General features: G+C 39.4%; 13 protein-coding genes and 1 riboswitch. Of the genes, 8 read left to right on the top strand and 5 right to left on the bottom strand.

The genetic code is table 11. The features are described 5' to 3' along the window. Positions 1 to 29: 29 nt before the first annotated feature. Positions 30 to 881 (bottom strand): nitrate ABC transporter permease, encoded by an 852-nt coding sequence (gene ntrB, locus H6G79_RS13340; RefSeq protein ID WP_190589384.1) that lies wholly within the window; start codon positions 879 to 881, stop codon positions 30 to 32. 96 nt (positions 882 to 977) lie between these two features. Then, a riboswitch (cyclic di-AMP (ydaO/yuaA leader) is annotated at positions 978 to 1,195 on the bottom strand. A gap of 327 nt (positions 1,196 to 1,522) precedes the next feature. Between ntrB and H6G79_RS13345 the strand changes: the two genes are divergently transcribed. Together H6G79_RS13345 and H6G79_RS13350 are read left to right on the top strand one after the other, a co-directional pair. Then, positions 1,523 to 2,713: a sensor histidine kinase gene (locus H6G79_RS13345; protein ID WP_190589385.1), complete on the top strand. Its 1,191-nt coding sequence runs from the start codon at positions 1,523 to 1,525 to the stop codon at positions 2,711 to 2,713. Between the two features lie 82 nt (positions 2,714 to 2,795). Continuing rightward, entirely contained in the window at positions 2,796 to 3,248 is a 453-nt protein-coding gene (locus tag H6G79_RS13350) for a hypothetical protein (protein ID WP_190589510.1), read from the top strand. Positions 3,249 to 3,261: 13 nt separating this feature from the next. Here H6G79_RS13350 and rnc read toward each other — a convergent pair whose 3' ends face one another. Continuing rightward, a complete protein-coding gene (rnc, locus tag H6G79_RS13355; protein ID WP_190589386.1) occupies positions 3,262 to 3,969 on the bottom strand; it encodes a ribonuclease III in 708 nt (235 codons plus the stop codon). A gap of 5 nt (positions 3,970 to 3,974) precedes the next feature. Next, positions 3,975 to 4,412: a secondary thiamine-phosphate synthase enzyme YjbQ gene (locus tag H6G79_RS13360; RefSeq protein ID WP_190589387.1), complete on the bottom strand. Its 438-nt coding sequence runs from the start codon at positions 4,410 to 4,412 to the stop codon at positions 3,975 to 3,977. A gap of 167 nt (positions 4,413 to 4,579) precedes the next feature. On the opposite strand from H6G79_RS13360, the gene H6G79_RS13365 reads away from it, so the two are divergent. After that, a complete protein-coding gene (locus tag H6G79_RS13365; protein ID WP_190589388.1) occupies positions 4,580 to 5,257 on the top strand; it encodes an ATP-dependent Zn protease in 678 nt (225 codons plus the stop codon). 283 nt (positions 5,258 to 5,540) lie between these two features. On the opposite strand, the gene H6G79_RS13370 is transcribed toward H6G79_RS13365, so the two are convergent. Beyond that, entirely contained in the window at positions 5,541 to 6,245 is a 705-nt protein-coding gene (locus H6G79_RS13370; protein WP_190589511.1) for an actin-binding WH2 domain-containing protein, read from the bottom strand. A gap of 22 nt (positions 6,246 to 6,267) precedes the next feature. Beyond that, complete coding sequence (locus H6G79_RS13375; protein ID WP_190589389.1) at positions 6,268 to 7,821, bottom strand: NAD(P)/FAD-dependent oxidoreductase; 1,554 nt, start codon at positions 7,819 to 7,821, stop codon at positions 6,268 to 6,270. A gap of 121 nt (positions 7,822 to 7,942) precedes the next feature. Here H6G79_RS13375 and H6G79_RS13380 point away from each other — a divergent pair, with 121 nt between their 5' ends. The 5 genes from H6G79_RS13380 to H6G79_RS13400 all read left to right on the top strand — a co-directional run bounded on the left by H6G79_RS13380 (position 7,943) and on the right by H6G79_RS13400 (position 14,341). After that, positions 7,943 to 8,431, top strand: coding sequence for a hypothetical protein (locus H6G79_RS13380; protein WP_242048331.1), 489 nt, complete (start codon positions 7,943 to 7,945; stop codon positions 8,429 to 8,431). A gap of 169 nt (positions 8,432 to 8,600) precedes the next feature. Next, positions 8,601 to 8,930, top strand: a complete 330-nt coding sequence (locus tag H6G79_RS13385; RefSeq protein ID WP_190589391.1) for a DUF6464 family protein — start codon at positions 8,601 to 8,603, stop codon at positions 8,928 to 8,930. 192 nt (positions 8,931 to 9,122) lie between these two features. Next, positions 9,123 to 12,320, top strand: coding sequence for a GAF domain-containing protein (locus tag H6G79_RS13390; protein WP_190589392.1), 3,198 nt, complete (start codon positions 9,123 to 9,125; stop codon positions 12,318 to 12,320). 156 nt (positions 12,321 to 12,476) lie between these two features. Further along, positions 12,477 to 13,691, top strand: a complete 1,215-nt coding sequence (locus H6G79_RS13395; RefSeq protein ID WP_242048332.1) for an ATP/GTP-binding protein — start codon at positions 12,477 to 12,479, stop codon at positions 13,689 to 13,691. 2 nt (positions 13,692 to 13,693) lie between these two features. Next, positions 13,694 to 14,341, top strand: coding sequence for a DUF3226 domain-containing protein (locus tag H6G79_RS13400; RefSeq protein WP_190589393.1), 648 nt, complete (start codon positions 13,694 to 13,696; stop codon positions 14,339 to 14,341). Positions 14,342 to 14,435 lie beyond the last annotated feature (94 nt).

The following is a 14,435-nucleotide window of genomic DNA, read 5'->3' on the forward strand; positions in this document are numbered from 1 at the left end:
GTGAGGAATGCGAATGCTGGTAAATTCTGTTATTTCGCAGTTGTTGGGCGATGAGTCACAAATTCTTGGAGTTTACCCACGGCGAAATCGAGAATTAGTCCAGTCAAACCAATCACAAATACAGCCAGAAAAACAGAACTGAGATTCAACCGACTCCATTCATCCCAAACAAAAAAGCCAATACCAATACCGCCTGTCAGCATTTCTACGGCGACAATAACTAACCACGCAATGCCTAAACTAATTCGCAAGCCTGTGAAGATATAAGGTAAACTGGCAGGCCAAATAATTTTAGTAATTCTGCGCCAACGGGGCATTTCTAACACCTGTGCCACATCTATATAATCTTTAGGAACACTGGCAACTCCCAGGGCTGTGTTAATAATGGTCGGCCACAAGGAAGTGATGAAAATTACAAAAATGGCTGAGGGATCTGCCAAGTTAAAGATAGCTAAAGCAATGGGCAACCAAGCCAAGGGTGATACTGGTTTAAATATCTGAATAATGGGGTTGAGGGCTAACATTGCTGGTCTGGACATCCCAATGAGAAATCCCAAAGGAATGGCGACGACTGCACCTAACGAAAAACCAATCAAGACGCGGCGCAGACTGGCTAGTAACAGCCAACCAATGCCCAAGTTACCCGGCCCACGTTGATAAAAGGGATTTAATATGTAGTCTAAGTTAGCAATTAACGCCTCTGGTGGTGTGGGCATTAATTCATGGTTGACTAAAGCAACCGCCCACCACAGCAAAATAATGCCTAAAAAACCCAGAATAGGTAAAAAGACGACATCTTTAGTAATAATGGGCTTGCTTTTCTGCCATACAGCTTTACCGGCGATCGCTGCGATCGCTGCTAAATTTAATTGCAATATCATCTATAACCTCAACAGGTTTCAGTACGGGTACAAAAATCTGAGCAGTACCAGCCTTGGACACTGATGAGATCAAAACATTATAAAAATGCTATCTCTTCAGTCTCCTCTCAATGCCTACGAAGTTAGCTGACGGGCTAGGGCTGAGAGATGCCCCTCTTTTTAAAAGTGCTGAGTAATGAGTGCTGAGTTAGATGATCACTAACTTTTTACTTTTTACTTTTTACTTTTTACTTCTACTAAGATACGCCCCAAAATTTGGTTCCTCCGTTTCAGCGTTACGCACTTTGACGCGCTGAATTAGGCTGACTTACTCGAATTGAAAACAATATAGCGAAATATAACATTGCTGTCCAGTAAAAACAACTTCTTGGGATAGATTCTATTGATTGATATTGCTTAATTTATTTATCTTTTGGGCTATCAATGATGTGTAACAAATATCTACTATTACCTCGTTAGTATTACCCAACAAAAAGCCAAAAAGTTCAATCTCAATAGCTAAAATCTATCTCTATAGGTACGTAGTTTCCTACTTGTTATAGTTGAATAATTCCGTTAATTCAGCACCAAAAAATCACCATTCTCGATACACTAGTTCTAGTCCAAAATTTCCTAACTAAATCTTTACAAAAATTAACGTAATGGATTTTAGTCTCATACTGGCTGAAAATACTAACAGTATCATCGAGAAATGGGTGATGGCAGTTCGGCAAGACAGGCAGATTGAAAGTGCTGATGACTTGTCTTATACAGCGATTAGAAATCACATTCCTGATGTGTTTCGCGCCATGATTAGTGTACTTGCCCCATCTCAAGAGAGTGATATTAAGTCGATACTCAAAGCCAGTTGGCAGCATGGGTTACTGCGGGCGGAACAAGGTTTTGAACCTACTGAAATTGCCAGAGAATATCGCTTATTAAGAATAGTAATATTTGATACTTTAGAAGCAGATTTATTGCAAGGAACGCCAGTGGAAATTGTGCGTTATATGCGTTTAATTGATGCTGTCATAGATGAAGCGATCGCACGCTGTTTTAAAAGTTATGTTGAAGAGCGTTTGCGAGAATTAAAGCATCTACATTTATCATTAACTCTACATAACGAAGAACTCACACGGTTAATTAATGCTAATCAAGATACATTTTCGCAACTAGCCCACGAATTGAAACATCCTCTGACATCAATTATTGGCTATTCTGATTTATTTTTACGACAACAAAAACGAAATTCTGATATTAAAGACTCTTATACAAATTTAGAACATATTGAGCGAGTATTACGCAATGGCAGACACTTGCTGCGTTTAATTAATGATGTATTAGAACTATCCAGATATGATGCGGGTAAAGTACAACTGCAAATCGCATCTACCAATGTCAAAGAATTGGTAATTAATGTGTGTAAAATGTTGGAACCGTTAGCAGAAGAGAAAGATTTACAAATTATTGTAGACTGCGATCGCTGTCCACAAGAAATTTTCACAGATGAATTTCAATTACAACAAGTGATTACTAATCTTGTCAGTAACGCCATTCGCTATACAGAGTTGGGTAGTGTCAAGATTATATGTCAAATTTTAGACGACAAAAATTGGTCATTTACGGTTGCTGACACAGGAATTGGAATTGCGCCAGAAAACCAAGCGCGGATATTTGAACCCTATTATCGTGTGAGTAAAGGCGATCGCACTTACCTACCTGATAGTACAGGATTAGGGCTGGCGATCGTTTCTCGGTTAGTCAAATTACTTCAAGGCGAAATCAATGTAGAATCTCAGCTAGGCGTTGGTTCCACATTTACTGTCACTTTCCCCTTAAAAATCAATATCTGATAGAAATAATTACATCCTTCACAAGTTCCTCAGATTTTTTGCCTAAATTAAAAACTGGGCGATTATAAATCGAGAAGGTTTCATCATGCTGAATTATAGAGAAAGAATCATTACTCTATGGACAGCATTTCTCCTAGGAACATTGTTTCATACACAACTAGGTTTAATGCCGCTATTTCATGGTTTATCTGTAGCCGAATCACAACACGCTTCACAACTCAGCGATATTTCTGTAATTCTGTGGCTAATGTTGGGATTTTTCACACTACCTATATTAGCGATAATTGCTACTTCTTTTACGGAATCTAAAAGCTACCGCGTCTTACATTTTGCATTGACTGTGTTTTATAGCGTGATGAACTTGCTTCATCTTGTAGCAGACTTATTTGTGCAGCCAATTCTGTGGTATCAGATAACCTTGATGGTGATTTTATTACTCATCGGTTTGTTATTAAACCTTGTGTCTTTTCAATGGATGAAACTACAACCTAAAAGCAATAAACCACAACCAAGGCTAACTTCTCCACACACTTAGAACAGGTTGAAGTTTATCTCCAACCTTGTTCTTCCAACCACTTCAATACTTTTTCAGCAGCATCTTTTTCAGCTTCTTTTTTATTGCGTCCTTTACCTCTTATCTCATCAAGTAGTTCCTCGTATCCTTCAACAAATACTTTAGCTGTAAATTCTGGTGCATGATCTGGAAGACCAGGTACAGGAGATGTTTCATACTTGGGAGGAGTGGGAATATGTTGACTGTGTACCCATTCCTGCAAGCGATTTTTAGAGTCTACATTCGAGCGAATTACAAAAATTTGTTCAGGTACAGATTTAAATATTTGTTTAATAACCTTACGAACCTCATCAATATTACATTTTTTATCTATATAATAAGCACCAACTACAGCTTCAAAGGCACTACTAAGTAAGTTAGGATTGTCACGACCACCATCTCGAATTGCACCTTGTCCTAAACGAATTTCCTTTTTTATCCCTATATCAATAGCAAATTTCTCTAATTGCTTTTCATCTACTAATGCAGAACGCCGCCGTGTTAATTCATCCTCTCCTTTGTCCTCGTATTCATGATAAAGATACTCACCACTTAAAAAGTTGAGTATAGCATCACCAAGAAATTCCAGACGTTCATTATGTTCTTCTCCTGGGTGTTCATTCACATAAGAACGGTGAGTAAGTGCTTGAATTAAATATTTTTCATCATCGAATGTGAAGTATTTAATTTGAATGATAGTCATAGGTTTCACTCACCGGAAATCTGCACAGATATAGTTCGTTGACGCGGCCCATCTAATTCAAAAAATAATACAGATTGCCAAGTTCCTAAAGCTAATTTTCCATCCACAATGGGAATTACTTCACTGGTACTTAACATCATTGCTAGTAAATGAGAATGAGCATTCATCGGTTCATCTTCTGGCACATCTCGTAAATGCAAATCATTGTGTAAGTAACGGTCTGATGCTGGTGCTAATTTAGCAAAGAATACTTTGATATCTTCTAATAATCTGACTTCATATTCATTGATGGCTAAAGCTGTTGTTGTGTGGCGGGAGAAGACTAAAACTTGTCCGTTTTTGATTGAGGTTTGAGCGATTAAATCTTTGATTTGAGGAGTGATGTTGTGAATATTAATTCCTGGTTCGGTGGCGATTTCGATTAATTGATGAATTATGGGCATTTTTCTTTCCTACTCCCTACTCCCCATTCCCTACTCCCTGGGTAAACAAATAGATTCAGGAATCAAACCGTATTCCTATATCTATGCAGACTATCAGAAATCCTACTCAAAAATGGAGCGATCGCCCCATAATTAAGAAAGATTAAGCCTGAGTTAAAAAACTGACAATGAGCCAAACAGCCCTCAATTTAGTAGCCATATCAGTCTTTCTGATGACTTTTTCGGTATTGCTGGGGCCATTAATTAACTTATCGCCGACAGTACCAGCACTCGCCACGTTCACCATTTTGGGAATCGCTACTTTAGACAGTTTTAGCTTGCAAGGTAAGGGTGGAACTATCTTGCTAGATTGGATTGCGGGATTTTCGAGTGAACACCGCGATCGCATTATCCACCATGAAGCGGGACATTTTTTGGTAGCTTCGGTGCTGGGTATTCCCGTCACTGGCTACACCCTCAGCGCCTGGGAAGCTTGGCGAAAAGGACAACCAGGACAAGGCGGTGTGGCTTTTAGTGATGCTGAGTTAGCTGCACAATTAGAAAAAGGTACCATTAGCGCCCAAATGCTAGACCGTTACTGCACAATGTGGATGGCTGGTATTGCGGCGGAAGCTTTGGTATTTGAACGTGCTGAAGGTGGCGGTGATGATAAAGCAAAGTTGGCGGAAGTCTTAAAAGTTGTGGGTTTTTCTGAGTCAGCCTTTCAGCAAAAACAACGGTTTCATGTTTTACAAGCAAAAACTCTGTTAGAAGAAAATTGGTCAAGTTATCAAGCTTTAGTCCAAGCTATGCAACAACGTGCTTCTGTGGAAGAATGCCAAAGTGCGATCGCTAGTGCAGAATAAAAATATAACGAAAAATTAAGTGTTGGAGATAGGGTGAAGGGGTGTATGTATCTAAAACCCCTTCACCCCCACACCCTTACACCTCACAAGTGTAGGTTTTTAACAGAGTGATGAGTAGCGACTCTAAAAATCATGATTTAATCAGAGTTTCATCACCCTCACACCCTTACACCCCTACACCCTAAATCAAGATTTTTGGGGCAGAACGTAAAAAACCTACACCTGTCAGCACCCTTACACCCAGTCTCCACAGAAAATCTTTGTGCGTAAATCCTGTAAACTATTAATTTAATCCCAAAAGATAACCAATAGCTTTCATTACACCCAAATAAAAATTACCTTCTCTTTCGCGGAACAGCTGAAAGGGGTGCATTGGGGAACCAAAGAAAGGTCTGAGAGTCCAACCTAATTGGCTACCAACAAAGGCATAAAGAAACAACCAAGATTGTAAAATTCGCTTGCGAGTTTTACTACCATCATCCTCTTGTTCAATAACTGTATTCGCTGCTTGATATAAAGCGGAAATCCCAATAAATCCGGTGATGGCAAAGATTAATACATTTAATACCAGGATAAATTGATAGTTATTGGTGGTGAGCAAGAAAAAGAGAGTTATAGGTGCAAAACTAAATAGCAGCACACTAGTAACGGAAACTGCCGTAAGGACTAAAATAAAATGCTGCCCAAAAGTCCGCTTGGAACCAAAGATAATATTAGAGAAAAACAGTGTGGGCAGACAAATTAGTAAAGTAATTAAATACAGTGCTGGTAGTTTTACCGCCGAAGAAATAGCCTGCATCCAACTATGAGAAGAGCCAATAATTCCCCCGTAGATGGCAATAAAAATAGAACTACAAACCAGCAAAGAAATTATCTTACTAGGGATTCTAATTCCTTGCCGGACTTCTTCTAAAAAACCTTGGCGATCGCGCAGTAAACCAATTAACACCGCAAAGTATTTAATACTGCCAGCTTTCCGTTCCATTATGTCATCCTCACAAACATACTATTTAACTTTCATCGCAGTAATCAGCACCAGAACCATACTTCCAAGCATCTATTAAGCGATGCCAGTAATATTGTTGTGGATGTGGTAGGCTCTTAATCCATGTTTCTAACATTGGACTCAGATTAAATAAGGCAGTGTAAACACCTAAATTTCCATAATGCACCAACCAATCAAGTAAGTTAACTAAACCAACTTGGGGAATTATCTTGGCAATTAATTGTGGATGAGATAACCCAGTTTTAATTAATGTTTGTGTCAATGCCGAAAACTGCACCACATCTTGCAAAAATGGCTTGAGGACTGGATTACCGAGCTTTTGCATTTCTTCAAATACCGCCGCCAGCAATTGATTAATTTGCTCTGGGGGAATATTTTGATTTACACCCACACTCATAGCTTTTTGAAATAACCAAGTCACGCTCAAATTTGGTTGATATGGTTGCAGTAGTGACAATGCTGGTGCAGATAATTGGTTTGTTTGTAATGCTGCTTCAATCCCAAAAGTTAAACGTTTGAGGTGACGCACCATTGCACCAAAACCACCAAAACTTAACGGCGATTGACTACCACTGCTATCTCCGGCTGGTAAAATCCGATTCCAAGGAGTTTTGAGTGGGCTATCGCGGTAAGTCGGGAAAAAACCAAATAACGCCCGTTGAAATTTTAAATCTGACAATTCTACGCCTTGATATGTGGGCAGTAGGCGCAGATATTCTTCAAATAAAGTTTCTAAACTCAAGCGTTGTGGATGGGCATCCATGTAGGTAAATAAGTAGGTGGTTCTGCCGTCTTTAGCGGGAAAAGCTTCCCAGAAGTATTGGCACTGATTCTGCAAGGATGTAAAGGATAACAACAAATCGCCTGATGGATTTTCCGGAAAACCTTGAGCGCAACTTCCCACAACTAAACATAAAGCATCAGGTTTTTTGCCTTGGCGTGCTTGTTTGGTAATGGGTGAAAGGTGTCCCATTGCATCGATGAGTAATTTAGCAGCAAATTGCTGATTAACAATCACACCATTGGGATGAACGATAACTTCAGTAAAGGGTGTATTTTCTAATAATTTTCCACCAGCCGCCAGAAATTTATTTTTTAATGTAGCGAGTAAATAAACAGGATCTACGCCAATATTGAGGACGTTTTCTACCCAAACTTCTACACCACCATAAAAGCTAACTCTAGCTGGATTATATTGAGTGGCGATCGCACTTTCTAATTCTGCTTTTGTTAACAAGTTTAATTGTAAAAATACCTCTAATTCTTGGCGCGAAATATTCCATTCTTGTTCTCTGCCTTTTAATATTCCACGCTCCATTAACGCTACACGCAATCCTCTAACTGCTAAAGCACAACCAATTAAAATGCCTAAAGTTCCACCACAAATAATTACATCCCACTCCAGATGAGCTAAATCTTCTTGATTTTCCTTAACTACCGTTGGTATGGGTGCGGTATTTTCTCGAATGGCTGTCAGGATGTCATCAGTACGACGTAACCCACGCAAGACATCACCCGGAAGTTGAGACAGAATTTTTTCAGTTAGTGGACTAGACATACAGCGTTTCTCGGTGGAGTACACTCATGATCGTATCTTTGTGGGATTTCCTTAATTAGTACATTTGTATTAAAATGCTGCTACAATGCCTAACAAGCTCAGTAGCATTAGCAGAGGAACTATGAAAAAAATTGCACATAGTTACAAAAGTTCCATCTTACCTCCCGCATCACAGCCTGCGATCGCACCCTTACAACCGCAAGAAGAAAAAATCATCAGTGGTTGGGAGCGTTTAGTAGCCCAAGCCCAAACTATCAATCAAATGGCCGCAGAGTTAGAAACTGAGATTCTAGAATTAAAAGCGATCGCTGCTACAATCAACAGTCAAAGAAATTATTGGTCAGGAAATGGTAAATCTCGTAAAAACGTTTTTAAATACTTTACAGTCAGTATTCCTTGGGTAAAACAAAAGTCAGATGATTCTTTAATTCTGACAACAAGAAAAGTTGATTTATTCCGTGCGGAAAGAGAAGCCGCCTCACTCGCACAAAAACTGAGACAGCACAATAAAAACCGCAGATTAGCCGCACAAAGACACCACAAAAACCAACAAAAAGCGGATATTGAACCAAAAACTTTTTCCTTGGGGGCGCTAATCAACAAATCTTAAAGTTATAAAAAATTAACCGTGGTTCACCCAATCGGTTGTAGCGGTTATGCTGATTGAAGTGGCACTGGTAGTTTTTGCCAGATGCCACGCCCTAGTTGCATTCTGGCAACCACTAGAATGTCATATCTGGGACGATCAATCAATCAGCGCATAAAAGGGGTAAAAGAAGGTGTTAAATATAAAGACACTTTTGGTAATTATCGTTGGTTTTTTACCGTCCCTGTTTTCTTTGTGGTTAATTAGGAAAACCCATTTAAGAACAAGGGCGCAGCTGAGACAAGCAGCCATGAATTTTGCCGGGACAAGGGGTAGACACAACATCCAACGAATGGAGGGCGATCGCTACTACTTAGAAGGAGTAGGCTATTTAATTGGTGACATTAGTTGCAAATTTAACGCCCGTTCTGGTTATATTCGTTGTGCTGTTAACCCCTGTGGCCCCTGTCAAGGTTGTCGTTACTATGAGCAGAAAGAATTAACTAGTAGCGAATCCACTTAAAAATTGAAACTTGCATAAAAATCAAGAATGTACACTGCAACAAGGTTTTTTACTACTCCCTACTCCCAACTCCCTTACTATACAAGTCAATTCCGAAATTAACCCAGATTCCTACAGCTTGTTGTTGCTATCTGTGAGTCAAAAACTAAAACCGGGAACACTGTAAATAAGTGTTTAAGTTTTCAACAGTTTATGACAACAAACTATTATGATGCGACAACATCTTTACAAGAATGTCAAAAGCAATTACAGCTTGATGTGCAGTATCAAAAAATCCTAGCGAGGATTTTAGCGAAAATTCGGGGATCAGTACCGTTAGAATCTTTGTGTTCAACTTCCTGTCAAGACATTTGTCGGCAGTTAAAAATTGAGCGTGTAGCAATTTACCAGTTCAATTCTGACTGGAGTGGTAGTTTTATTAATCGTTTGGGCTTTGCTGAACCGCCTTGGAATACCCTGATTGCTTTTGGTCAAGACTTGGTGTGGCAAGATTCTCATTTACAAGAAACCCAGGGCGGAAGATATCGCACAAATGAGCCGTTTGCTGTGGCTGACATTTACGATGCAGGTCACTCCCGTTGCCATATTGAAGTCTTAGAACAGTTTCAGATTCGGGCGTATGCGATCGCACCTATTTTTGTGGGCGCTAAATTATGGGGTTTAATGGCAGCTTATCAACATTCGACTGCTCGGCAATGGGAAAACCACGAAGTTAAATTTTTAGCGCAAGCCGCCAGTCATTTAGGGATAGCAATGCAGCAAGCCGAAATGATTGAGCAAACCAAACAACGCACCGCCGAACTGCAAGATGCGATCGCCAGACAACGGGCTTTAACAGAAGTAGTTGGTAATATTCGCTCATCAGTCAATACCGAAATTATCCTCAACACTGCTTGTCAAGAACTCTGCAAACTCCTCAAGCTAGAGAGGGCAGCAATTTATCGCTTTAATGACGACTGGAGTGGTGAATTTGTCAGCCAATTCGGGATGGTAGAAGCGCAGTGGGATCGAATCAGCCCATTTGGCAAAAATTTGGTGTGGGAAGATACCCACATGCAAGAAACCAAAGGGGGACGCTACCGCAACAACGAAAGTTTTGTGGTCAACGATATTTACCAAGCTGGTCACTCACGTTGTCACATTGACATTTTAGAGCAATTTAAAATTCGCGCTTATGCCTTAGCACCAATCTTTACTGGGCCGAAACTTTGGGGACTAATTGCAGCCTATCAGCATTCTGGGCCACGCCAATGGGTAAATTACGAAGTTGAGTTTTTGGGACAAGTAGGAGCGCAATTAGGTGTTGCAATCCAACAAACCGAGAATTTGAACCAATCGAAACAACAAGCAACCGCCTTACAAGAAGCGATCGCTCGTCAACGCGCACTCACAGAAGTCGTCGGTAAAATTCGCTCCTCTCTAGATATTGATTTGATTTTGAAAACAACTTGCCAAGAAGTATGTAAGCTGTTGCGAGTCGAGAGAGTTGGCGTTTATCGCTTTAATCAAGATTGGAGTGGCGAATTTGTGAGTCATTTTGGTATGGTTGAGGCACAGTGGGATAGCATCAACCCCTTTGGCAAAAATCTCGTTTGGCAAGATACTTACTTACAAGAAACCAAAGGTGGACGTTATCGCAACAACGAACATTTTGCTGTCAACGATATCTACCAAGCTGGACACACTCGCTGTCACCTGGATATTTTAGAGCAATTTAAAATTCGTGCCTACGCATTGACTCCGATTTTTGTCGGCAGAAATTTGTGGGGCTTATTGGCAGCTTATCAACATTCTGCACCACGCTCTTGGGATACTGTAGAAGTAGAATTTTTGGGACAGGTAGCCAGCCAACTAGGAGTAGCACTGCAAAGTTCTCAAGTGATGGCTCAAGTGCAGACTCGCGCTGATGAACTGCACAAATCCGCCGAACAGCGCCGAATTTTATTTGATTTGGTGGTTAAAATCCGAGAATCATTGGATTTAGAGACCATCCTCAAGACTACAGTACAGGAAATCAGGCGATCGCTCATAGCAGATCGAGTCGGGATATTTCGCTTTGATCCGAATGTGGGTTTTTGTAGTGGCGAATTTATCGCTGAAGACGTACTACCAAAATTCGATTCTGCCTTGTCTGTAAAAGTGCAAGACTATTGCTTTGGCGACCATTTCGCACCGCAATATCGTCAAGGCCAAGTGCAAGTAATCTCTGATGTCAACAGCATTGGTTCCAAAGTCCCCCATCTAGATGTCATTGAACGCTTCCAAGTCAAAGCCCAAATTGTTGTCCCTCTCATGGAAGGCGATGAACTCTGGGGTTTGTTGTGCATTCACCAATGCACCCATGCACGTCATTGGGAAGAAGAAGAACTCGAATTTGTTACTCAAGTAGCTGCTCAAATCAGCGTTGCTTTGCGTCAAGCCAACTTATTCCAACAATCTAGTTTACTCGGTCAAACCCGTGAAGAAGCAAATCAACTCGCCCAAGCATTGAACGAGTTACGTACTGCCCAAATGCAAATTATTCACGCCGAAAAAATGGCGAGTTTGGGGCAATTAGTAGCGGGGGTTGCCCATGAAATTAACAACCCAATTAATTTTATTTACGGCAACTTGCAACACGCGCACCAATATACTCAAGATTTACTCCGTTGCGTCAAACTTTATCGCCAACATCATCCCGATGCTGCCCCTGAAATTCGAGAGTTTTTTAGTAACACAGAAATCGAATTTCTCTTTGATGATTTACCAAAATTATTTCAGTCGATGCAAGTAGGAAGTGAACGAATTTGTGAAATTGTCGCCTCATTACGCAATTTTTCTCGCTTAGATGAAGCTGATTTTAAAGTAGCAAATATTCACGAAGGTATTGACAGTACATTGATGATTTTGCAACACCGCTTAAAGCCTTCCGGTGATAGTCCTACTATTCATGTCATCAAAGACTATGATTCCTTGCCTTTAATCGAATGCTATCCTGGTCAATTAAACCAAGTATTTATGAATTTGCTCTCTAATGCTATTGATGCTTTAGAAGAGCGAAATGTCCAATCTACTCCTGAATTACTAGCAGTGCAACCTAGCGAAATTCGGATTTCTACTTCTCTGATGAATAAAGACTGGATTTCGATTCGGATTGCTGACAACGGATTTGGTGTAGAAGAAAATATTCTGGCGCGATTGTTCGACCCATTTTTTACAACTAAAGTTGTTGGTAAAGGTACAGGACTAGGACTTTCTATCAGTTATCAAATCGTTACAGATAAACATAAAGGTAAGATATATTGCCACTCGGAACTCGGCAAAGGTTCAGAGTTTGTAGTTGAACTACCAATTCGTCAGGTAACAAGTAGTAAATCGTTAGCTAAAATCAATCCCTCAGAGCAGAAATAATGTTAAGGTGCGTTATGGAAAATATTCCTAACGCACCACAAATCTTTGGCGATGCGTTACAGGTTAAAATAGGAAGTATATGCTTTGCAAGGTACACAGCAGCTATCACATACGCTGAAGGATACGGAAGGATAAGCGACCATATCATAAAATTTAATGATTGTTTCTTTTCCTAGATTGAGGAATGTTAAGACTGCTTATACTAAGACAAGTGATGAACTCTTGCTTGTCTTCGGCAACAAAATTATGTTGAAAACGATAAAACTAGAAAATTTCCGTAGTTTCCAATCTTTTGAGCTTCAGCAGCTTGGTAGAGTTAATCTGCTTGTTGGTAAAAATAATAGTGGTAAAACATCAATATTAGAAGCTATTCAACTTTTATGTTCTCGAAATAATCTTGAACCGTTACGTCAGACAATGATGAAACGGAGTGAATATTGTGTTGATGATGAGCTTAAACCAGCTCAAGAGTTTGATATTCGTCACCTTTTTTATGGTCATGAGATTGAACAAGGGAGTAAGTTCTCAATCACAGGTACTAATAGCAATATTCAACAGGGGCTTTTTGTATCAATAGAACTAAGCAAAATTTCTTCAAAAGAGATACTTAGCTCATCCCATGAACCTCTGTTTCTTTATGAAGAAGAAGTTCCAGATGTCTTAAGGAAACTTTATTTCAGTATTCAGTGGAATTATGGACGAGAAGAAGAGGCTTTGGAATTACCTTTGTCAGCTAATACTGGACTTCATTCAGAATATATTCGACGAGTGCGTAGAGACAGTAAAAATCCAGTACCAAAAATACAATTCGTTACATCATCTTCGCTAGGAACTGAGAAAATGGTTGAACTATTTGATCAGATAGTACTAACACCAGAAGAAAAACTTGTAGAGCAGGCACTTCGTAGCATAGATTCTAAAATTAAACGGATTGCTCCAGTGAGTTCTCAAAAATTAAGGTATTCCTTAGATTCACGGGGTGGTTTTTTCGTACTTCTTGATAGCGGTCAACGTGTACCAATTGGGAGTATGGGTGATGGTATTTGGCGAATATTAGGGCTTGCACTAGCTACAGTATGTGCTAAAGATGGATACTTATTTGTTGATGAGATTGATACTGGACTCCATTTTACAGCCATGTCTGATATGTGGAAAATGATTTGGGATACTGCCAAAAGATTAAACGTACAAGTTTTTGCCACTACTCATAACAGCGATTGTTGGACTAGTTTAGCTAGTATTGCAGAACAGGGAGATACAACTGAAGATGGTATTAGAATCCACAGAATTGAGCGAGGTAAAAACACAAGTGTAGTTTTCACAGAACCTCAAATTGTCATTGCGGCTGAAAGAGACATTGAGGTTCGTTAGTCATGGTTAAAAAATATAATCCTAAGAAATTATTAGTTGAAGGAAAAGATGACGAACGAGTTATTCCAGAATTGATAGAAAAAAATGGAATTTATTGGGGTAAAAAAGGAGAAGAAATTGTATTCATAAAAGATTGTGACGGTTATCCCAATATAGACTCAAACCTTATATCTACAGAATTACAAGCATCAGGACTCACTCATTTAGGCGTGATGATAGATGCAGATGAAAATTTATCTGCTCGTTGGCAAAGTATAAGAAGTGCGTGTTTGCCGAGTATACCTGATATTCCTGAAGAACTGCCAGAGACAGGACTTATACACATGACAAAAAATAGAATTAAGTTTGGTATCTGGATTATGCCAGATAATCAAATAAGTGGTATGTTAGAAACTTTTTTAGCTTACCTAATTAGAGATGAAAGTGAATTTATTTGGCAATATGCTCAGAAAGTAGCACAAGAAGCAAAAAATAAAGGAGCGCCATTTAAAGATTCTTATATTGATAAAGCCAAAATTTACACTTGGTTGGCATGGCAAGAAGAACCAGGTAGACAACTACATCAAGCTATAAAATATAAAGTTCTCAATCCTCAACATCCAAACGCGCAAATATTTTTTACATGGTTTAAAAATCTATACGATTTATAATCTTACCTTTTGCTATTTATAAGAAGCGATCGCCGATATGTTTGTAAAATATTAATGGTGGGCGATCGCTGTTTTAATGTAACTTCTAATACAT

The organism is Anabaena sp. FACHB-83 (assembly GCF_014697485.1).
Classification (GTDB): domain Bacteria; phylum Cyanobacteriota; class Cyanobacteriia; order Cyanobacteriales; family Nostocaceae; genus Nostoc_B.

Coding starts and splice junctions, on each gene's coding strand:
- H6G79_RS13375 (WP_190589389.1), bottom strand. CDS start 7,821: ATGTCTAGTCCACTAACTGAAAAAATTCTGTCTCAACTTCCGGGTGAT.
- H6G79_RS13345 (WP_190589385.1), top strand. CDS start 1,523: ATGGATTTTAGTCTCATACTGGCTGAAAATACTAACAGTATCATCGAG.
- H6G79_RS13395 (WP_242048332.1), top strand. CDS start 12,477: ATGATTGTTTCTTTTCCTAGATTGAGGAATGTTAAGACTGCTTATACT.
- ntrB (WP_190589384.1), bottom strand. CDS start 881: ATGATATTGCAATTAAATTTAGCAGCGATCGCAGCGATCGCCGGTAAA.
- H6G79_RS13400 (WP_190589393.1), top strand. CDS start 13,694: ATGGTTAAAAAATATAATCCTAAGAAATTATTAGTTGAAGGAAAAGAT.
- H6G79_RS13365 (WP_190589388.1), top strand. CDS start 4,580: ATGAGCCAAACAGCCCTCAATTTAGTAGCCATATCAGTCTTTCTGATG.
- H6G79_RS13390 (WP_190589392.1), top strand. CDS start 9,123: ATGACAACAAACTATTATGATGCGACAACATCTTTACAAGAATGTCAA.
- rnc (WP_190589386.1), bottom strand. CDS start 3,969: ATGACTATCATTCAAATTAAATACTTCACATTCGATGATGAAAAATAT.
- H6G79_RS13360 (WP_190589387.1), bottom strand. CDS start 4,412: ATGCCCATAATTCATCAATTAATCGAAATCGCCACCGAACCAGGAATT.
- H6G79_RS13380 (WP_242048331.1), top strand. CDS start 7,943: ATGAAAAAAATTGCACATAGTTACAAAAGTTCCATCTTACCTCCCGCA.